Origin of the sequence: Crassaminicella thermophila (assembly GCF_008152325.1) — a bacterium.
In the GTDB taxonomy this organism is placed as follows: domain Bacteria; phylum Bacillota; class Clostridia; order Peptostreptococcales; family Thermotaleaceae; genus Crassaminicella_A; species Crassaminicella_A thermophila.
Map to the genome: position 1 here is coordinate 1,545,582 of NZ_CP042243.1, position 20,921 is coordinate 1,566,502.

Annotated in this window: 21 protein-coding genes; all 21 read right to left on the bottom strand. The window is 29.1% G+C overall.

What is annotated here, in order from left to right:
• Positions 1–94: 94 nt before the first annotated feature.
• Positions 95–631 (bottom strand): CDP-diacylglycerol--glycerol-3-phosphate 3-phosphatidyltransferase, encoded by a 537-nt coding sequence (gene pgsA, locus FQB35_RS07420; RefSeq protein WP_148809371.1) that lies wholly within the window; start codon positions 629–631, stop codon positions 95–97.
• Entirely contained in the window at positions 615–1,961 is a 1,347-nt protein-coding gene (gene rimO / locus FQB35_RS07425; protein ID WP_168198397.1) for a 30S ribosomal protein S12 methylthiotransferase RimO, read from the bottom strand. The genes pgsA and rimO overlap by 17 nt, the downstream gene beginning before the upstream one ends.
• Entirely contained in the window at positions 1,958–3,022 is a 1,065-nt protein-coding gene (mnmH, locus tag FQB35_RS07430) for a tRNA 2-selenouridine(34) synthase MnmH (protein ID WP_168198282.1), read from the bottom strand. Before mnmH ends, rimO begins: the two co-directional genes overlap by 4 nt.
• 20 nt (positions 3,023–3,042) lie before the next feature.
• Complete coding sequence (locus FQB35_RS07435; RefSeq protein ID WP_148809374.1) at positions 3,043–5,331, bottom strand: DNA translocase FtsK; 2,289 nt, start codon at positions 5,329–5,331, stop codon at positions 3,043–3,045.
• Positions 5,332–5,553: 222 nt separating this feature from the next.
• On the bottom strand, positions 5,554–6,327 hold the full coding sequence (locus FQB35_RS07440; RefSeq protein ID WP_148809375.1) for a ClpP family protease: 774 nt from the start codon (positions 6,325–6,327) through the stop codon (positions 5,554–5,556).
• 140 nt (positions 6,328–6,467) lie between these two features.
• Positions 6,468–7,691 (bottom strand): aspartate kinase, encoded by a 1,224-nt coding sequence (dapG, locus tag FQB35_RS07445; RefSeq protein WP_148809376.1) that lies wholly within the window; start codon positions 7,689–7,691, stop codon positions 6,468–6,470.
• A gap of 132 nt (positions 7,692–7,823) precedes the next feature.
• On the bottom strand, positions 7,824–8,093 hold the full coding sequence (locus tag FQB35_RS07450; RefSeq protein WP_148809377.1) for a YlmC/YmxH family sporulation protein: 270 nt from the start codon (positions 8,091–8,093) through the stop codon (positions 7,824–7,826).
• 63 nt (positions 8,094–8,156) lie between these two features.
• Positions 8,157–8,591: a dUTP diphosphatase gene (gene dut / locus FQB35_RS07455; RefSeq protein ID WP_148809378.1), complete on the bottom strand. Its 435-nt coding sequence runs from the start codon at positions 8,589–8,591 to the stop codon at positions 8,157–8,159.
• A 45-nt stretch (positions 8,592–8,636) separates the two neighbouring features.
• Positions 8,637–9,896 (bottom strand): M16 family metallopeptidase, encoded by a 1,260-nt coding sequence (locus FQB35_RS07460; RefSeq protein ID WP_148809379.1) that lies wholly within the window; start codon positions 9,894–9,896, stop codon positions 8,637–8,639.
• Positions 9,897–9,991: 95 nt separating this feature from the next.
• Complete coding sequence (locus tag FQB35_RS07465; protein WP_148809380.1) at positions 9,992–10,699, bottom strand: polysaccharide deacetylase family protein; 708 nt, start codon at positions 10,697–10,699, stop codon at positions 9,992–9,994.
• Positions 10,700–10,815: 116 nt separating this feature from the next.
• Entirely contained in the window at positions 10,816–12,915 is a 2,100-nt protein-coding gene (gene pnp, locus FQB35_RS07470) for a polyribonucleotide nucleotidyltransferase (protein ID WP_207707272.1), read from the bottom strand.
• Positions 12,916–13,044: 129 nt separating this feature from the next.
• A complete protein-coding gene (gene rpsO, locus FQB35_RS07475; protein WP_207707383.1) occupies positions 13,045–13,308 on the bottom strand; it encodes a 30S ribosomal protein S15 in 264 nt (87 codons plus the stop codon).
• A 132-nt stretch (positions 13,309–13,440) separates the two neighbouring features.
• Complete coding sequence (locus FQB35_RS07480; protein WP_148809383.1) at positions 13,441–14,364, bottom strand: bifunctional riboflavin kinase/FAD synthetase; 924 nt, start codon at positions 14,362–14,364, stop codon at positions 13,441–13,443.
• A 12-nt stretch (positions 14,365–14,376) separates the two neighbouring features.
• Positions 14,377–15,279: a tRNA pseudouridine(55) synthase TruB gene (truB, locus tag FQB35_RS07485; RefSeq protein WP_408625365.1), complete on the bottom strand. Its 903-nt coding sequence runs from the start codon at positions 15,277–15,279 to the stop codon at positions 14,377–14,379.
• On the bottom strand, positions 15,280–16,251 hold the full coding sequence (locus tag FQB35_RS07490) for a DHH family phosphoesterase (RefSeq protein WP_148809384.1): 972 nt from the start codon (positions 16,249–16,251) through the stop codon (positions 15,280–15,282).
• A complete protein-coding gene (rbfA, locus tag FQB35_RS07495; protein WP_148809385.1) occupies positions 16,229–16,606 on the bottom strand; it encodes a 30S ribosome-binding factor RbfA in 378 nt (125 codons plus the stop codon). Before rbfA ends, FQB35_RS07490 begins: the two co-directional genes overlap by 23 nt.
• Positions 16,607–16,633: 27 nt before the next feature.
• Positions 16,634–18,643 (bottom strand): translation initiation factor IF-2, encoded by a 2,010-nt coding sequence (gene infB, locus FQB35_RS07500; RefSeq protein ID WP_148809386.1) that lies wholly within the window; start codon positions 18,641–18,643, stop codon positions 16,634–16,636.
• Between the two features lie 35 nt (positions 18,644–18,678).
• Positions 18,679–18,981: a L7Ae/L30e/S12e/Gadd45 family ribosomal protein gene (locus FQB35_RS07505; protein WP_148809387.1), complete on the bottom strand. Its 303-nt coding sequence runs from the start codon at positions 18,979–18,981 to the stop codon at positions 18,679–18,681.
• A complete protein-coding gene (gene rnpM / locus FQB35_RS07510) occupies positions 18,974–19,243 on the bottom strand; it encodes an RNase P modulator RnpM (RefSeq protein WP_148809388.1) in 270 nt (89 codons plus the stop codon). Before rnpM ends, FQB35_RS07505 begins: the two co-directional genes overlap by 8 nt.
• Before the next feature lie 13 nt (positions 19,244–19,256).
• On the bottom strand, positions 19,257–20,324 hold the full coding sequence (gene nusA / locus FQB35_RS07515; RefSeq protein ID WP_148809389.1) for a transcription termination factor NusA: 1,068 nt from the start codon (positions 20,322–20,324) through the stop codon (positions 19,257–19,259).
• A 17-nt stretch (positions 20,325–20,341) separates the two neighbouring features.
• Positions 20,342–20,803 (bottom strand): ribosome maturation factor RimP, encoded by a 462-nt coding sequence (gene rimP / locus FQB35_RS07520; protein ID WP_148809390.1) that lies wholly within the window; start codon positions 20,801–20,803, stop codon positions 20,342–20,344.
• Between the last annotated feature and the right edge of the window lie 118 nt (positions 20,804–20,921).

A 20,921-nucleotide genomic window follows, 5' to 3' on the forward strand; every position in this document is an offset into this window, starting at 1 on the left:
CAATTTAATTAAAATTTTTTCTTTTTTACTATTGACTTTTTATAGTTGGTCTTTCTATACATTTTTAAACAATAAAAAGCAGCTTTGCTGCTTTTTATTGTTTAAATACTTGCCTATTTAAATATAAATAATCTATTCCAGATACAATTGTAAGAATAACTGCTATCCATAACATAATCGTACTAAATGGAAAATCAATCAACGAAAAAGGAAAATTATTTAGTAGTATAGAAATAATAGCAATGATTTGCGCAATTGTCTTTAATTTTCCCCACCAGCTTGCTGCAATAACAATTCCCTCTGAAGCTGCAATAGCCCTTAGAATACTAATTGTATATTCTCTTGAAATAATAACAACCACCATCCAAGCAGGCAGTTTTCCCATCTGAACAAGACAAACCAATGCTGCAGTAACAAGTAGTTTATCAGCTAATGGATCCACAAATTTACCAAATTTGGTTATTTGATTTCTACTTCTAGCAATATATCCATCTAAAGTATCTGTTATGGCAGCAATAGTAAAAATTCCAGCAGCAATATATATTCCATAAGGAATTTTATTTAGTAATACAATCATAAAAACTGGTACCAAAATAATCCTAGCTAGCGTTAATTTATTCGCAAGATTCATCCAATATCTCTCCTATTAAATCATATTCTAACGTATCTGTTATTTTAACTTTTACCAAATCCCCAAAATCAATAGGTTTTTTTGTGTTAAAATAAACAACTCCATCAACTTCTGGTGCATCATATGCGGTCCTACCAATATAAAGACCTTCATCTTCTACTTTTTCTTCTACAAGTATATCATAAATATTACCTATTTTCTCCATATTTTTTTGAAAAGAAATTTCTTTTTGTATATTCATAATTTGGTCATATCTTTCTTCTTTTATCTCTTCTGGAACTTGATCTTCAAACTTAGCAGCTGGAGTATCTTTTTCTTTTGAGTAACTAAATACTCCTAATCTATCAAATTTAACATGTTTAATAAATTCTTTTAGTTCCTCAAACTGTTCATTTGTTTCTCCTGGAAAACCAACAATTAAAGATGTACGTAAATGAATGTCAGATATTTTTTGACGTAATTTATTAATTACATATAAAATATGTTCCTTTGTAGTTTTTCTATTCATTCTTTTTAAAATAAGATTATTACAATGTTGAATTGGTAAATCTAAGTATTTGCAGATTTTATCTTCTTCTTTCATTACATTGATTAATTCATCTGAAACATTATCAGGATAACAATATAAAAGTCTTATCCATTTTAATTCTTCAATCTTACAGAGTTTTCTTAGTAATTCAGCAAGCTTAAATTCTCCATATAAATCAACTCCATATCTTGATGTATCTTGCGCAATAAGAATAATTTCTTTAACACCTTTTTTTACCATATCTTTTGCTTCTTTTAAGATATATTCCATTTTTCTGCTTCTATATGAACCTCGTAATTTAGGAATAATACAATAAGTACAGCAATTATCACACCCTTCTGCAATTTTAAGATATGCTGTATAAGATGGTGTACTTAAAACTCTTGGTAAATCTTCTGAAATTTCAATGTTAATATTGCCAGATTTAACAATCCTTTCACCTTTTAATGTATCATAAATTACTTTTATTATTTCTGGATAATTCCCTGTCCCTATTACTGCATCTACTTCAGGAAGTTCTTTTATTAATTCTTTTGCATATCTTTCTGCTAGACATCCAGATACTACCAACAATTTACAATTACCTTCTTTTTTTAACGTTCCTAATTCAACAATTGTATCAATAGACTCCTGCTTTGCAGCCTCTATAAACCCACAAGTATTTACAATAATAATATCAGCTTCGTATTTATCATTCGTAAGCTGGAAATTATATTGATCTAATAACCCCATCATCACTTCCGAATCTACTAAATTTTTTGCACATCCTAATGACTCAATAGATACTTTCAAATTCATTATTCGAGCTCCCTTCTAGTAATTCTGATATTGTTTAAAAAACTATTTATTATTGGTAATACATCATTTATATCATCATAATCAATTACTATATCATAGTTGTTATATTTTTTAATTGAGTATTTATATAATGGATCATAATAATATTCCATGAGGTATTTTACAACATAAGTGTAATCCTTGGTATCGATCTTTTTTATTAATTTATCCACAGCTTCATTTCCTAATCTTTTTCTTAAATGATTAATTGACTTCATTATTTTAAAATCATTTTCTTCTAAATGAACAACATAGTCCTCTAAAATAATTTTAATCCTATTTTCTAATGTAGTTTTTAATAAAATATGATATCCATTTATCATCCGATTATATACTGCTTCTGGTATCTGAACACTACCTATTCTTTTACTTTCGCTTTCTACAAATATATAATCTTCCTCTGCTTTATATAGAACATTAAATATTAAAGATTCGAACATTTTTTGTGTAGGAGGTTTACCTGAAAAAACAATATTTCCAAAAACAGAACCACTATTTTTTGCGATTTTTTCTAAATTCAATACAGGTTTTCCTATGCATTGCAATTTTTCTAGTATATGTGTTTTTCCTACTCCTGTTAATCCATGAAGCATAACAAATTTGTATCTGTCAATTTTATTTTTTAAAAAATCAATAACATATTTTCTATAATTCTTATACCCACCTGTCAAGCGATATATATTTGATATTTTTAACATACTTAATAAAGTACATACTGATGTACTTCTCATTCCACCACGCCAACAAAATATAACAATATTATCATACTTTTTACTATATTCTTTTATCTTTTTGTAAAGATTCGGCAATTTATTTGATGCAAAATTCAAACCTTCTAGAGTAGCTTCATCTGGACTTTTTTTCCTATAAATTGTACCAATAATTACCCTTTCAGCATCATCTAATATTGGAATATTTACTGATCCTGGAATTGTTCCATCGTCATATTCTGACTGAGATCTTACATCAATAAAAAGTACATTTTTTAATGCTAATGCTTCTTTAATATCTATTACCTTCAACACTTCAATCCCTCTATTTCTTATTATTTTATTGTACTCTTAATATTTTCTAATTCTTCTTTAGACAATAGAACTTGTCTTGGCTTACTCCCAACATGTTGTCCTACTATGTTTCTCTCCTCCATAGCATCAATTAACCTCGCTGCTCTATTATAACCTATTCTAAATCGCCTTTGTAGCATAGAAATTGAAGCTTGCTGTGTATCAACAACAAGTTCAATTGCATCTTTTAATAATTCATCTACTGAATCTTGTTCTTGCAAATAACTACTTTCAAACTTATCAATAATATCTTCTTCATAATTATTAGAAACAGCTTGCTCTTTTACAAATGAAACAACTTTTTCAACTTCCTCATCAGAAATAAAAGCACCTTGTATACGTGTTGGTTTAGCTGCTCCAACAGGATAGAATAACATATCTCCTTTACCCAATAATTTTTCTGCTCCAGCCATATCTAATATAGTTCTAGAATCTGCTTGTGAAGAAACAGAAAAAGCAATGCGTGATGGAATATTCGCTTTTATCACACCCGTAATTACATCTACAGAAGGTCTTTGTGTAGCAACAATTAAGTGTATCCCTGCTGCTCTAGCCATTTGAGCTAATCTACAAATTCCATCTTCTACTTGTCCAGGTGCTACCATCATTAGATCGGCAAGTTCATCAATAATAATAATAATTTTAGGTAATGTTTCTTTTGATTCATTTTTCATTTTTTCATTATAACTGTTGATATCCCTCACACTATTTTCTGCAAAGTATTTATATCTATTAGTCATCTCTTGTACAGCCCAGTTTAATGCACTTGAAGCTTTTTTAGGATCTGTAACAACAGGAATTAAAAGATGTGGAATTCCATTATAATTATTTAATTCTACTACCTTAGGATCTATTAAAAGTAATTTAACTTCTTCAGGAGTAGCCTTATAAAGAATACTTGTAATTAATGTATTTATACATACACTTTTTCCTGATCCTGTAGCTCCAGCAATTAACATATGTGGCATTTTTGCTAAATCAGCTATAATAGGATTTCCAGTAATATCTTTTCCGAGAACAAAAGTTAATTTAGAATTACTATTTACAAATTTATCACTTTCTAATACTTCTTTTATTGTAACAGGTGAAATATTTTCGTTAGGTATTTCTATTCCTACAGCTGCCTTACCTGGAATAGGAGCTTCAATTCTTATATTTGAAGCAGCTAAATTTAAAGCTATATCATCTGATAAACCAACTATTTTGCTAACCTTTACTCCTGGACTAGGTTGAATCTCATATCTTGTTATTGTTGGTCCTTTACTAACTTGAATAACTTTTGCATCTACTCCAAAATTTTCAAGTGTTTCTTCTAATACTTTGGCCTTATGTAAAATTTCCTTTTTATCATCTTTTGTACTTAAGACCGGATTATTTTTTAAAAGATTTAAATCAGGTATTTTATAATCAGATTTAGTAGAATTTTTAATATGTATCTGAATATCTTCTACATCATTTTCATCTTCTGAATCTATTGCCAATTGTTTTTTAGCATCTACTTTATCTTCTTCAATATCATTCATATTTTTAAAATCACTATCAGTCTCTCGAGTAAAATCTAAAATTTTAATTTTTTCCTCTAAATCAACATTGTGCTCTAAGGATTTTACCGTATTTTCTTTTATAATTATAGATTTCTCTTTTTTTGATTTTCGTCTTTCCTCTTTAATATTTGGAATTTGTATAAATTCCATTATAGAATTTTTTATTAAATAAAATAACTTAATAATAATTTTATTGCTTTTTCTTACCAAATCTACTAAAGAAATTCTCGTAATGATTATAAATGAAATTATCATCATTGTAATAATCACAAGGTAACTTCCATTTATGCCCAATAATCTGATACTGATTCCAGCTAATATACTACCTAATAATCCTCCACCTATGCCTTCTATTCCTTGTTCATATACTAATTTAATATTTTGAAAGCTTATTTTAGATGGTATATATTCTGAAGTATAAATTGAATATACTATAACATATCCTATATACATTAAACCAATTGATAATTTAAGTTTTTTATCTGAAAGCTTTCCAATCATGGAAAATATCCCTAATAATATAATAATATATGGTAATAAATGTGCTGGTACAGACAAGAGTCCCATCAAAGCAGACTTTATAAATTTCCCCAATTCCCCTGTCGATTTATTCTGTAAACTAATCAATATTAGTATTCCTATAGATATAATAAACAAAGAAATAATTTCATTTTTTAATTTAGATTTTTGATTTGCTTTATTTTTTTTTCTAGTTTTTCTACCCACAATTATCTCCCCTTTCTATCTTATTAGAAAAAGCACAGATTAACTGTGCCATAAGCTAAATTGCTCTAATTTTTGCCTTATAAGCCTAATTTTATAAAGACAGGTAATCCTTTAGCTTTATTATTTCATCATAATACTTATAATTATCTAAAAAAAATAAAGTGTCAATACATCATATTAACACTTTAACATTGATATTATAACATAAGCATCTAAATTATTCTATTGTAAATTCTTTTGTGTCTGTACTTCATTATTATTAGCCTGTATTTCTATTAATTCCCTCAATTTCCTCATAGCTGCATCTAATCCGCCAACCTCATCAATTAAGCCAATATCTACAGCTTCTTTACCTATTAATATAGTTCCTACATCATTTGCAATTTCATCTGTTTCTGTCATTAAGTCCAAAATAACATCCCTAGGTACTTTAGATGTCCTAGTAATAAACTGAATTATTCTTTCTTGCATTTTTTGAAAATACTTAAAGGTCTGTTGGACACCTATCACTAATCCATTCATTCTTATAGGATGTATAGTCATAGTAGCAGTTTGAGCAATATATGAATAGTCACTAGCTGTGGCTAATGGAACTCCTATACTATGCCCTCCTCCTAAAACAAGTGATACTGTAGGCTTTGATATACTAGCAATTAGCTCTGCAATAGCAAGTCCTGCTTCTACATCTCCCCCAACTGTATTTAAAATAGTAATCATTCCATCTATTTTAGGATTTTCCTCAACTGCTATTAATTGAGGAATAATATGTTCGTATTTTGTTGCTTTGTTTTGTGGAGGAGCTACAGCATGCCCTTCTATATGTCCAATAATAGTTAAATAGTGTATATTACTAGGCATATTAGGAATATTAGGTGTCCCTACATCTTTAATATTTTCTAGCTTTGTATTTAATTTTGTTTCTATCTTCGGAGAAATAGCTGGTTGTTGTTGTATTTCAGAATATACTTCTGTATTTTTATTATTTTTATCATCCATAATTTCACACTCCTATATTCTTTTAAAATTATTCTTTCCAATAAAAAAACTACTATACTATTTGTATAATTTAAAAAAATTTATACAATAAAAATACCCTAAAGAGTAGGCTTTCATTTGTCCACTCAATAGGGTAAATTTTATTTTTTTGAAAGATTAAATTCTTTATGAAGAGCAATAACAGCATTTTTGGTATCAGCATCTTTTACCAAACAAGATATTGTATTATGAGAATCTGAAGTTTGTAATATTTTTATTCCTTGTTTAGATAAAGCCTTTACTATTTTTGCCATAACTCCAGGTATACCTCTCATTTTATGACCAATAACTGTTATTTTACTACAATCATTAACAATTTTATACTTAAAATTATGTTCTTCTAATATTTTTTCAATTTTTTCGATATTTTTTTTATCAATTGTAAACACTTTTTTATCAGTGAAAAAATTTATTAAATCTATACTAATATTATTCTTTGTTAATGCATTCATCAATAATTCATTTGCTTCAATTGAATCTTCAAAATATACATTTACTTGTGCAATATTATTTTTATGTGCAATTGCAGTTAGTATATCATCTTTCGATATATTTTTACTATATCTATCATTATATAACTCTTTATTATGAATAATCGTTCCTGGCCCATCAGATAATGTATTTTTAACCTTTAATGGAATGTTTCCTCTTTTTGCAATTGCTACTGCCCTAGGATGAATAACCTTCGCTCCATCTTCAGCCATTTGATATATTTCATCATAACTTATACTATCTATTACTTTCGCTTCCGATACTAACCTTGGGTCAGCAGTCATAACTCCATCTACATCTGTATATATTTCCACAACACTTGCATTTAAAGCTTCCCCTAATATAGCTGCAGTTGTATCACTACCTCCACGTCCTAAAGTAGTTATATCTTTATTTTCTGTAGCTCCCTGAAATCCTGTTATGACAGGAATGTAGCCTTTCTTCAAAAAATTAATAATATTTGTTGTATCAACTTTTAATACTTCCGCATCTCCATAATTATTATCTGTAATAATTCCTGCTTGATATCCAGTCAAAGCAACTGCCATATATCCCATAGATTTAATAGTATTTGCTAAAATAACAGAAGAAATGATTTCTCCACAAGCCATAATCATATCTAATTCTCTACTTTCATATTCTTTATAAATCGAATTGGCAAAATTAATTAATGTATCTGTTGCATATGGATCTCCACTTCTTCCAATAGCAGATACAACAACAACAGGATATTTTCCTTCTTTTTTCGTACATATTACCTTATTTGCTACTTTTTCCCTACGTTCGTTCGTGGTTACTGAAGTACCACCAAATTTTTGAACAATAATATCCATATTCTTCCCCCTAACCATATATCCACCTATATATTAGCACATATTTACCAATTTTTCTACATTTTTTAAGCATTCCTTATACTATATTATGATATGGTTTATACTTTGGGGATATATATTATAAAAAATTATCTAAAATGAAAATCTCCTCTTGGTAATTCTTTCCTCTTCCAATTCAATAATAATCATGTCATTTCCTATTTTTCTAACACAATCCCATGGAATCTCAATAAAATTTTTATCATGAAATATCGAAAACTGATTTTTTAAATCGGGAACAAGCATAGCTCTTATTTTTCCATTTTTTTCATCTACTAATAAATCAGATTCAGCTAAAACACCGAGTCTTCCTCCATCACTTAAATTTACAATCTCTTTTCCTCCCAATTTACTTAATTTCATATTTATCCCCCTTCTTGCTATATATATTTTATTCTATTTAATACTTAATAATATTATTACAATTTAGACACCTGTATGACCAAATCCACCAGAACCTCTTTCTGTTTCATCAAGAAATTCCACTTGATCCCATGTAACTTTCTCATATTTACAAATTACCATTTGTGCAATTCTATCCTCAGGGTTTATATAAAAATCTTCATCTCCCCAATTTATTAACGGAACCTTAATTTCTCCTCTATAATCACTATCAATTGTTCCTACTCCATTTACTAAACCTATTCCATATTTCACAGCAAGCCCACTTCTTGCTCTAACTTGGGCTTCTAAACCTTCAGGTAACTGAATATATAAACCAGTTGAAACTAAAACTCTTTGTCCTGGTTTTAAAATAATAGGCTCTTTTATATTAGCTCGTAAATCCATTCCTGCCGATCCAATTGTTTCATACTTTGGTAATGATACATTATCTTTTGTTTTAATTTTTATCTTATACATATATTCTCCTCCTTAGTAAAAAAGACATTAGCTTTAGCTAATATCTTAAGATTTTAGAATCGTACTAATATCTGTTTGTTCATCAATTTTACCAACAGCTGAAATCGCTGCATTATTTAAGACAAAAATCATATCAATAACATTATTTATATCTTCCATAGTAACATTATCAATTTTTTGTAGTATTTCTTTTTGTGAATAAATCTTATTTAAAAACAATTCTGATTTGCCAATTCCTAACATTCTGCTGCTTGTACTCTCCAAACCTAAGATATAATTTCCTTTTAATTGTTCTTTAGCTTTTGATAATTCAGTTTTAGTAAGCCCATAATTCTTTATTTTTTTTATTTCACCCTTTATTAATTTCATCACTTCTTTTAGTTGAGAAGGGTTTATGCCAGCATAAATTGTAAAAAGACCAATATTTTTATAAAAAGATGGATAAGAAAATACCGAATATGCTAATCCTTTATCTTCTCTTATATTTTGAAAAAGTCTTGAACTCATACTTCCACCAAAAACAGCATTCATAAGAAGTAAAGGATAGTAATGTTTGCTTGTTAAAGGTATACCTTGTAGCCCTATACATAGATGCAATTGTTCAATATCTTTATATTTAATTGTTGTATTTGCAATAAATTTTGGTTGCTTCTCTAATTCATTTTTATTTTTCTTATTTATGAAATTTTTAAATTTTTCCTCCAACAATTGAAGTAATGCCTCTTCATCAAAGCTTCCAGCTACTGATACAACCATATTTTCGACCGTATAATTGGTTTCAATATAATTTAATAAAGTTTTTTTATCAAAACTATTTACAGTATCACCATTTCCAAGTACTGGTAATCCTAAAGAGTGACCATAAAATACTGTCTTTGATAATAAATCATGAGCATTATCTTCCGGGGAATCTTCATACATATTAATCTCTTCTAATACTACACTTTTTTCTTTTTCTATTTCTGTAGATCTAAAGGTAGAGTTAAATAACATATCTGTTAATACATCAACTGCTACATTAACATGTGCATCTAATACTTTTGCGTAGTAACATGTACATTCTTTACTGGTAAATGCATTTAATTGCCCTCCAATATCATCTATTGATTCAGCAATTTCTTTAGCTGTTCTATTTTTTGTTCCTTTAAACAACATATGCTCGATAAAATGTGTAATACCATTATTTTTAATATTTTCATTAATAGAACCTGTTTTAATCCAAAATCCTAATGATACTGATTTTACATGTGGAATTTTCTCTAAAACAACTCTTACGCCATTACTTAATCTATATTTTTGATACATCTTTTCCTCCTAATTTTATTAGTAAATAACATATAGATATTATAAGTTAGTATTTAATAATAATCAAGAAAAAAGAATTACATGAAAAGCTTAATTTATTTATTAAGTAAGTCCGATATAGTTCCTATCTCTATCCCCTCTTCCTTAATCTTATCTATTAGATATGGTAAAGCTTCCACTGTAGCTGGTTTAGGATGCATTAAAAGTATTGCTCCTGCATGTGGTTTATTCATTACCCTTTTAATAATTATGTCTTTTGTAGATCCTTTTCTCCAATCAATAGTATCTATACTCCATAGTATAGTCTTATAACCAAGCTCTTTTGCAACCTCTAAAGTTGTATCATTATAATCTCCTGATGGTGGTGCAAAATATTTTGGCTTCACACCTAATATATTGTCAATAACTTCTTCTGTTTTCTTAATTTCAATATAATTTTGTCTCTTACTTATTTTGCTATGCATCTTATGACTATAAGCATGATTTCCTATCTCATGTCCTTTACTGTGAATAAGTTTTAATAATTCAACATTATTATATGCCCATCTTCCTGTAACAAAAAAAGTTATTTTTACACCCTTTTCTTCTAAAATATCTAATAATTTTGGAATCTCTTCATTTCCCCAATCTACATTACATGTAAATGCCATCCTTTTTATACTTGGATCTACTTTTCTAATAGGTTCTTCATTCTCTTTTGTAAAAAATGTATTAATACTTTCTTCAGTAAAAAAAATTAAGAGTAATATTATAACAGTACAAATAATCATTAAATTTTTTTTATTTATTATATAAACTCTCATTTTTAAACCTCCTTTCATAGTAGATGCATATTCAAATCTATAATATTTATTCAATAAATTTTGCATTATTTCATTCTAAATATAAAAAAAACATAAACCCTATTGGTTTATGCTTTCTATTCTTTTTGACTAGATTGATCATTATCTAGAACGGCTTTCCTAGACAGATTAATCCTTCCTTGTTTATCAATTTCTATGACTTTTACTAAAACTTCATCTCCTACCTTTAATACATCTTCAACTTTTCCTATTTTTTCTTTAGCAATTTGTGAAATGTGAAGTAATCCTTCTTTACCAGGAAGTATTTCTACAAATGCACCAAAATTAAGAATTTTGACTACTCTCCCCATATATATTTCTCCGACTTCTGCTTCTTTAACAATTCCCTCTATCATCTTCAATGCTTTACTACCTTCTTCTACATTTGCTGCAGTTATAAAAACTCTTCCATCATCTTCTATATCAATTTTTACATTTGTTTCATCAATAATCTTGCTAATTGTCTTTCCTCCTGGTCCGATCACTTCCCTTATCTTTTCAGGATCAATAGTTATGTTAATAATTCTTGGCGCATACGGAGATAGTTCTTGTCTAGGTTCTGAAATTGCTTCACACATTTTATCAAGAATATATAATCTTCCCTTTCTTGCTTGCTCTAATGCTTTTTGCAATATTTCTTTATCAATACCATGTATCTTTATATCCATTTGAATAGCAGTAATACCTTCTTTTGTCCCCGCAACCTTAAAGTCCATATCTCCTAGGAAATCTTCCATTCCTTGAATATCACTCAATATAGTCACTTTGTTCTCTTCTTTTATTAACCCCATTGCTATACCTGCTACTGGCGCTTTAATCGGCACACCTGCATCAAGTAAAGCTAATGTACTTCCACATACAGATGCTTGAGAAGTACTACCATTTGAACTTAATACTTCAGATACAAGTCTAATCGTATAAGGAAACTCTTCTTCTGAAGGTATAACAGGTTCTAATGCTCGTTCAGCTAAAGCTCCATGTCCAATTTCTCTTCTTCCTGGACCTCTTAAAAATCTTGCTTCTCCAACGCTATAAGGAGGAAAATTATAATGATGCATATATCGCTTTGATTCTTCAACTCCTAATCCATCTATAACTTGAGCATCTCCTATAGCTCCTAATGTTGCTACAGTAAGTACCTGAGTTTGTCCTCTAGTAAACAATCCTGTTCCATGAGTTCTAGGTAAAACAGCTACTTCACTTGAAATAGGTCTTATTTCCTCAGCCTTACGATTATCAGGTCTTATCCCTTCTTCTGTAATCATTTGTCTTACTTGCTCTTTTGTAATTTGATATAAAACTTCTCCTACGTCTTTAAGATTTTCAGGATATTTCTCTTCAAAATATTCTAATGTTTCAGTTTTTACCTTCTCCATATTCTCATTTCTTTCAAGTTTGTCCACTGTTTTAATTGCTTGAAGCATTTTTTCAGTAGCAAATTCTCTTACTTCTTTCTCTAAAATTTCATCAACCTTATATAACTCAACTTCTATTTTTTCCTTACCTACCTCTTGAACAATTTCTTCAACAAAACTTACAATTTTTTTTATTTCTTCATGTGCAAACATAATTGCATCAAGCATTATCTTCTCTGAAACTATATTAGCACCTGCCTCTACCATCATAATTGCATCCTTTGTGCCTGAAACTACTAAATGCATCTGACTTTGTTCTCTTTGTTCTAATGTAGGATTTACTACAAATTTTCCATCAACTAATCCAATAACTACTGAACCAGTTGGCCCATCAAAAGGTATGTCTGAAATAGATAAAGCAATAGATGAACCTATCATTGCAACAACATCAGGTGTACAGTCTTGATCTACTGAAAGTACTGTAGCTACTACTTGTACATCGTTTCTAAACCCTTTAGGAAACAACGGTCTAATAGGCCTATCTATCAATCTTGCTGTAAGAATTGCTTTTTCTGTAGGCTTTCCTTCTCTTTTTATGAATCCTCCTGGAATTTTTCCAACAGAGTATAATCTTTCTTCATAATCAACACTTAATGGGAAAAAATCAATGCCTGCTTTTGGCTCAGATGAAGCAACAGCAGTAACTAAAACTACTGTATCACCATATTTAATAAGGGCTGAACCATTTGCTAATTGTGCTACTTTGCCTACTTGCACTTCAAGGGTTCGACCGCCTATAATAGTTTTAAATGTTCTCTCCATCATTTACCTCCTCCTTTATTAATTATTAAAATAATTCGACGTTGTTTATATTATTTCCTACATTTACTCGAAAAATCCTTTATGTAATTTAATAAAACAATAGAGCGGGATATTCCCGCTCAATAATAGTTACTTTCTTAATCCTAATTTCTGAATAATACTTCTATATCTTTCGATATCCTTATTTTTTAGGTAGTTCAATAAATTTCTTCTTTTTCCTACCATTTTTAAAAGCCCACGACGTGAATGATGATCTTTTTTGTGAACTTTTAGGTGCTCATTTAACTCATTAATTCTAGTTGTTAATATAGCAATTTGCACCTCAGGAGAACCTGTATCATTTTCGTGCATCTTATATTCATTGATAACAGATTGCTTTACTTCTTTGTTAATTGACATTACTTTCACCTCCTTTATATATATCCCCAAAAGCCAAGTAATACGTCGGTGATTCGTATTACATAGCATCCGGTTCATCACCATATATGATTGTATCATATTGGTACTTTATTGTAAACAAAAATATTATATGTTGAAAAATTTTTTAGCAAGTTGAACATCTCTATTAATTTGACAAATCAAATCTTGTATTTTTTCATGTTTCATTTCATCTCTAGATTTTTGAAAAAATAAAATTTCAATCTCTTTTCCATATAAATCTCCATCGAATTTAAAAATATGCGTCTCTATACTAATCGGATTCTTTCCTATTGTAGGATTAACCCCTATATTCGTAATACTATAGTACATTTTATTATCAATAATACACTTTGTAAAGTAAACGCCTGAACTTGGTAAAATATAATCTTTATTAACAAAAATATTTGCTGTTGGAAATCCAAACTCTTTTCCTAAGCCTTTTCCATGAATAACATTTCCGACAATTGAATAGTTTCTTCCTAAAAATAGATTAGCTTTTCCTATATCTCCATTACTAATAAATTCTCTAATTTTTGTACTACTGATTACTTCATCCTGAATATTTATAGCCTTTACTATCATAACATCATAAGAATATTTTTCTTTTAAATGATTCAAAAAAGCTGCATCTCCTTGTGCTCTGTAACCAAATCTATAATTAAAACCTACAACAGCATAACTCATTTTAAATTTATCTTTTAAAATCTCTTTTATAAACTTTTCTGGACTTAATGTTCTTTGATAATCATCAAAATCAATAAAAACTGTATAATCAACTCCAAGTTCAGCTAAGAGATGAAACTTTTTTTTATCAGTTATAATTCTTTTTGGAGCACCATTTGAAACAGTTAAATTCCTAGGATGGTTTCGAAAAGTATAAACAACACTTTTCAAATTGCTTTTTTTGCAGACATCTACTAAATTTACAATTAAGGCCTGATGTCCTATATGCACACCATCAAAACTACCTAATGCAATACCTGTATTTGAATCTATTTCTATATTTTCAAGTGAGGTTATAACTTCCATATTATTGCCCCTTTAATAAAAAACTCTGTCAACATCAATATAAAATTCTTTTTTCATTTTTACCTTTCCTAAAGCAATAAACTTATTTTCTACGTATAATCTTACTAAAGTTTCATCAATCAGATTATCATGAGATGCAATATTTTTATAATAAAGATTATTTCCATTTCTCAAATATACTTCAGATTCTTTTTTTACATTTACTCTAGGTATATGTGTAATTGGGTAATCTATTGGAAATAAATAATTTAAATTAATTTCATTAACAGATGCTTCTTTTAGAGTTTCTAATGTTACAGCATCACAAAGACTAAACTTTCCAGTTTTTGTTCTTAATAGAAAAGACATGTATGCACCACAATTTAGTGCATTGCCAATATCTTCACATAAAGTTCTAATATAAGTACCTTTTGAACAAAGTACATCAAAAAGAATAACATTTTCATTTATTTGAATAATATCAAGCTCATAAATAAATATTTTTCTTGATTTTCTCTCAATTTCTTTTCCTTCACGAGCTAGTTCGTATAATTTTTTTCCCTTATATTTTAAAGCTGAATACATAGGGGGTATTTGATATATTTCCCCCTTAAAAGAATCAAATACATCTAAAATATCCTTCTCTGTAACATTTACTGTACGTGTATTTATAACTTTTCCCCATTTATCTTGTGTATCTGTATTGCTACCTAATACCATTTCACATCTATATTTTTTCTTATCATTTAAAAGATATTGACTTATTTTAGTTGCGGCTCCAACGCAAATTGGCAATACTCCAGCTGCCATTGGATCTAAAGTTCCTGTATGCCCAACTTTTTTTATGTTTAATTTTTTTCTGATGAAATTTACAACATCATGAGAAGTCATATGTGGAGGTTTTAAAACATTAATAATTCCTTTCAAACTAATCACCTACAAATAATTATCTATTATCTTTACAATATTTCTTTTTGCTTCTTCTATACTGCTATAGATCGTGCATCCAGAAGCTTTTTTATGTCCTCCTCCATCAAATACTTTTGCAACCTTACTCACATCAACATCATATTTAGCTCTAAATCCAACTTTTATCTGGTTTTTTGACACTTCTTTTAATAAAACCCCTACTTCCACGCCATCAATATCTCTAGCAAATTCAATAAAATTATCTGCATCTTCTATTTTAGCTTTATTTTCCTCCAACATGTCTTTTGTAATTGATAAAATAGCTAATTTTCCTTCAAAATAAAATTCAAGAGTATTCAAAGCTGCAGATAACAATCTTACTTTATGTATTGGTTTTTTTTGGTATATTTCTGTAGTTATACGGTTAAGATCTATATTTTTCTCAAGTAATTCAGCAGCTATTCTATGAGTTTTAGGAGAAGTATTATCATATTTAAAACTTCCAGTATCTGTTGATAAAGCTGTATATATACAAGTAGCAATATCCTTTGTAATAGGAACTTCTAAAGCCTTAATAATAGAATATACAAGTTCTCCTGTAGCTGCAGCTTTTGAATCAACATAATTATACATAGCAAAATTAGTATTTGTAACATGATGATCAATATTTAAGCTACTTTTCACTTGATCGACATACTTTCTCCTATCTCCTAGTCTATCAGTATCACTACAATCTATAGATACGACTAAATCTAAAACTATCTCTTCATCTAAATCATAACAAATATTGTAAGGCATAAGAAATTCAATATTATACGGAATATCATCCTCTATCAATACATAAGGATTTTTCCCTAATTTTTTTAATGCTAAATACAAAGCTATCGATGAACCAATCGTATCTCCATCAGGAATAATATGAGGAAGCAAAAGAATATTGTGTGCTTTATAAAAAAGCTCAGCAATTTCTTTTGGATTATTTATTTTCTGTATTTTCATCTAAATTTTCCTTTTTATTTATTTTATTGATTAAATTTGAAATATAGATCCCCTTCTCTATAGAAACATCCATTTTAAATATAGGTTCAGGTGTATATCTTAACTTCAAATTTTTTCCCATTTCTTTTCTTATAAATCCTGAAGCCTTCTTTAATGCCATAAGTGTATTTTCCTTTTCTTCTTCAGATCCATATACACTAACAAAAATATTTGCATATCTCAAATCTCTTGTTACTTCAACATCAACAATGCTTGTCAGGGTTGAAATACGAGGATCTTTCAATTCATTTAATATTAAATTACTGATGATTTTTTTTATCTCTTCACTAATTCTATTTGTTCTTTGATAAACCATACAAAAACCACCTTTCTTTGGTAGTTATTATCCTCTTTTAACTTCCTCAATAATATATGCTTCTATAATATCTCCTTCTTTGATATCATTATAATTTTCAAGTCCTATTCCACATTCATACCCTGTAGCTACTTCTTTTACATCATCTTTAAATCTTTTTAATGATGAAATTGCACCTTCAAATATTACAATACCATCTCTAACTAATCTTACTTTTGCATTTCTTATAACTTTTCCTTCTAAAACATATGCTCCACCAATAGTTCCTACTCCTGGAACTTTAAAAGTTGCTCTTATTTCAACTTTTCCTAATACAACTTCTTTGTATTCTGGATCAAGCATTCCTTTCATAGCAGCTTCTACATCCTCTATTGCTTCATATATAATTCTATATGTTCTTAAATCTACATTTTCTCTTTTTGCTAGATTTGTTACTGTCGATGAAGGTCTTACATTAAATCCTATAATAATAGCATTTGAAGCAGAAGCAAGCATTATGTCAGATTCAGTAATCGTCCCAACACCGCCATGTATTACTTTTACTTTAACTTCATCATTGCTTAGTTTTACTAATGATTGTTTAACAGCTTCTACAGATCCTTGAACATCTGCTTTTACTATAATGTTTAATTCCTTTACTTCTCCTTCTTTTATATGCTTAAACAAATCTTCTAAAGATACTTTTGCAGTTGCATTTAAGCTTTCTTCTCTAATTTTAGCACGTCTTTTTTCAACAATTTGTCGAGCTATTTTATCTTCCTTTACTGCATTAAATTTATCTCCTGCTTCTGGCGCATCTGATAAACCTAGAATTTCAACAGCTGTTGATGGCCCTGCTTTTTTTATATTCTTTCCCTTACTATTTAACATAGCTCTAACACGACCATAAGATGCCCCAGCTACAATAGGATCTCCTACTTTTAATGTTCCATTTTGAACAAGAATAGTAGCTACTGGTCCTCTACTTTTATCTAATTTTGCTTCAATTACTGTTCCTGTAGCAAGCTTATTTGGATTTGCCTTTAACTCTTGCATTTCTGCAACAAGCAAAATCATTTCCAATAAATTGTCAATTCCTTCTCCTTTTAATGCAGAAACAGGAACACAAATAGTATCTCCACCCCATTCTTCAATTAAAACACCATTTTCTGACAATTCTTGTTTTACTCTGTCTGGATTAGCATTTGGTTTATCTATTTTATTTAAAGCTACAATCATTGGAACATTTGCTGCTTTTGCATGACTAATTGCTTCTAATGTTTGTGGCATAACACCATCATCTGCTGCAACAACTAAAATAGCAATATCTGTTACGCTAGCCCCTCTGGCTCTCATAGATGTAAAGGCTTCATGTCCTGGCGTATCTAAAAATACAATTTTTTTACCATTTACTTCTACTTCTGATGCTCCAATATGTTGTGTTATACCACCAGCTTCTCTTGCAGTAACATTTGTATTTCTTATTGCATCAAGTAGTGAAGTTTTTCCATGATCTACATGTCCCATTACAGTAATTACTGGTGGTCTCTCTTTTAAATCCTCTGGTTTATCAGGTGTCTGTTCTAAACCTAATTCAACTTCTTCCTTTTCCTCTTCCTTCTCAATTTCAATTCCAAAATCTAATGCAATTGAAGCTGCCGTATCAAAATCGATTTGTTGATTTGCTGAAGCAAAAACTCCTAAACCAATCAATTTAGTAATTACTTCTGATACGCTCTTTTCAATTTTTTCTGAAAACTCTTGTACAGTAATAGTATCAGGCATTATAATGATTTTTTTATCTGCTTGTAATTCTACTTCATCAGAATTATTCTTATTTTTTTTCTGTTTCGTATTTTTTTTATCTATTTGTTTTTTATCTTCAATTTCTTCTTTAGGTTCTTCATAATAAAGTTCTTTCATTATTTCTACCGTATCTTCATCTAACGTGCTCATGTGATTTGTTACAGCAATATCAAGTTCTTCTAATTTACCAATTAGTTCTTTACTAGAAATTCCTAATTCTTTAGCTAATTGATATACTCTAACTTTTGACATGTTCGTTCACCCCCTAAATTATTTGGACAATTATTTTATTCCTTAATAAGGGAAAAAATTTTCTTTGCAAATTCTTTGTCCTTAATGCCATAAACCGCTCTGTTTGTTTTACCAATAGCATGTGACAACTCATTCTTGTTTCCATATATTACAAAATTAATATTTCTATACATTGTCATATCCTTAAACTTCTTTTTTGTATTATTTGATGCATCCTCTGCAACTATGACTAAATTTATGGCATTCTTTTTAATATAAGCTGTACATGTATCCTCACCAGTCACTAAATTGCCAGAACGCTGAGCTAATCCTAAAAATGAGAAAACTTTATCATTCATTTTTTATTAACTCCTCTTGTAACTGATTGTAAATCTCTTCATTAACTTCCTGTTGAAAAGCCTTATTTAAGGCTTTCTTTTTATGCATTTTTTTGAAACATTCAACATCATTACATATGTAAGCTCCTCTACCATGAGCTTTTCCAGTCATATCAAGTTTAATCTCTCCATCTTTTGACTTTACAATTCTAATAAGTTCTTTTTTAGGTTTTTGACTCATACATCCAATACACTGTCTTAGGGGTATTTTTCTTTTTTTCATTATAGAATACCTCCTATTCTTGTTCTTGTATCAAATCTTCACTATGCTCTTGATATTGTGATTCACTCTTAATATCGATTTTCCAATTTGTTAATTTTGCTGCTAATCTTGCATTTTGGCCTTCCTTGCCTATTGCTAAAGATAGTTGATAATCAGGAACAACTACTAATGCTGTTTTTTCACTTTCATTTACAATTACTTTTAAAACCTTTGAAGGACTTAAAGCACTTGCAATGAGTTCTTCAGGATCATCACTCCATTTTATTATATCAATTTTTTCTCCTTTTAGTTCATCTACAATTGCTTGCACTCTAGTCCCTTTATGACCTACACAAGCTCCTACAGGATCAACATTTTCATCATGAGAATATACTGAAATCTTACTTCTAGAACCTGCTTCCCTAGCAATACTTTTAAGTTCTACAATTCCATCATGAATCTCAGGAACTTCTAATTCAAATAATCGTTTTACTAGACCTGGATGTGTTCTTGAAACAAGTATTTGTGGTCCTTTCGTTGTCTTTTTTACTTCAACAATATAAGTTTTTATTCTATCATTATGCTTGTATACTTCTCCAGGGATTTGTTCGGATGGGGTTAAAATTGCTTCTGTTCTTCCTAGATTAATAAAAACATTTCCTTTACTAATTCTTTGAACAATACCCGTAACAATTTCACTTTCTCTATTTATAAATTCATCGTAGATTATTCCTCTTTCTGCTTCTCTAATTCTTTGTACAACTACTTGTTTGGCTGTTTGTGCAGCAATTCTACCGAAATTCTTAGGTGTAACTTCCTTTTCAACAACATCTCCAATTTCATAGTTACTATCTATTTCCTTTGCATCTTTAAGACTAATTTCCAACAATTCATTTTCTACTGTTTCAACAATATTTTTTACTGAAAATACTCGTACTTCCCCACACTCTCTATTTATGTAAACTTTGACATTTTGAGCAGTTCCATAATTTCTTTTATATGCAGAAATTAGAGCAGCTTCAATTGCATCAATTAAAATATCCTTTGAAATGCCCTTTTCCTTTTCAATTTGATCTAAAGCTTCAATAAAATCTCCATTCATTATAATACACCTCCTTATTAAATTATAACAGCAAGTCTAACTATAGATATTTTCTTCCTAGAGATTTCTATCTCTTCCCCATCAACTTTTAAAACTACACATCCATCCTTTAATCCTACTAACTCACCTTCTATTATTTTTTTTCCATCATAAGGCTGATATAGATGAACTTCAATAATTCTTCCTTTGAATTTTTCAAAATCTCTTTCCTTCTTTAATGGCCTATCCAAGCCAGGCGAAGAAACTTCTAAAAAATAGTTTTGTGAAATTGGATCTAATTCATCCAGCTTTTCACTTAAAAACTCACTCACATTTTGGCAATCATCCAAACTTATACCTTCTTCTTTATCAATATATACCCTTAAAAACCAATTTTGTCCTTCCTTTATAAATTCAACATCTACCAATTCTATTTGATTATCATTAACATAAGGTGTAACTATCTCTTCTACAATATCCGTAACACGTTTTTTAGCCAAATTTATCCCTCCTTTTATCTCTAAATTTTAAAATCTTAATTTGATTATATATACATATTCTTTCGAAAAAATACATTCATTATTCTTTCTACAATAACAGCAAAGAGTGGGCTCTGTC

Excerpts from the sequence above, each read along its gene's own strand:
- FQB35_RS07490 (WP_148809384.1), bottom strand. The coding sequence starts at position 16,251 with ATGAAAATACAGAAAATAAATAATCCAAAAGAAATTGCTGAGCTTTTT.
- FQB35_RS07480 (WP_148809383.1), bottom strand. The coding sequence starts at position 14,364 with ATGGAAGTTATAACCTCACTTGAAAATATAGAAATAGATTCAAATACA.
- FQB35_RS07440 (WP_148809375.1), bottom strand. The coding sequence starts at position 6,327 with ATGGATGATAAAAATAATAAAAATACAGAAGTATATTCTGAAATACAA.
- dapG (WP_148809376.1), bottom strand. The coding sequence starts at position 7,691 with ATGGATATTATTGTTCAAAAATTTGGTGGTACTTCAGTAACCACGAAC.
- FQB35_RS07450 (WP_148809377.1), bottom strand. The coding sequence starts at position 8,093 with ATGAAATTAAGTAAATTGGGAGGAAAAGAGATTGTAAATTTAAGTGAT.
- rbfA (WP_148809385.1), bottom strand. The coding sequence starts at position 16,606 with ATGGTTTATCAAAGAACAAATAGAATTAGTGAAGAGATAAAAAAAATC.
- infB (WP_148809386.1), bottom strand. The coding sequence starts at position 18,643 with ATGTCAAAAGTTAGAGTATATCAATTAGCTAAAGAATTAGGAATTTCT.
- FQB35_RS07505 (WP_148809387.1), bottom strand. The coding sequence starts at position 18,981 with ATGAATGATAAAGTTTTCTCATTTTTAGGATTAGCTCAGCGTTCTGGC.
- FQB35_RS07460 (WP_148809379.1), bottom strand. The coding sequence starts at position 9,896 with ATGTATCAAAAATATAGATTAAGTAATGGCGTAAGAGTTGTTTTAGAG.
- pnp (WP_207707272.1), bottom strand. The coding sequence starts at position 12,915 with ATGGAGAGAACATTTAAAACTATTATAGGCGGTCGAACCCTTGAAGTG.
- pgsA (WP_148809371.1), bottom strand. The coding sequence starts at position 631 with ATGAATCTTGCGAATAAATTAACGCTAGCTAGGATTATTTTGGTACCA.
- nusA (WP_148809389.1), bottom strand. The coding sequence starts at position 20,324 with ATGAATGGAGATTTTATTGAAGCTTTAGATCAAATTGAAAAGGAAAAG.
- dut (WP_148809378.1), bottom strand. The coding sequence starts at position 8,591 with ATGTATAAGATAAAAATTAAAACAAAAGATAATGTATCATTACCAAAG.
- rnpM (WP_148809388.1), bottom strand. The coding sequence starts at position 19,243 with ATGAAAAAAAGAAAAATACCCCTAAGACAGTGTATTGGATGTATGAGT.
- FQB35_RS07465 (WP_148809380.1), bottom strand. The coding sequence starts at position 10,699 with ATGAGAGTTTATATAATAAATAAAAAAAATTTAATGATTATTTGTACT.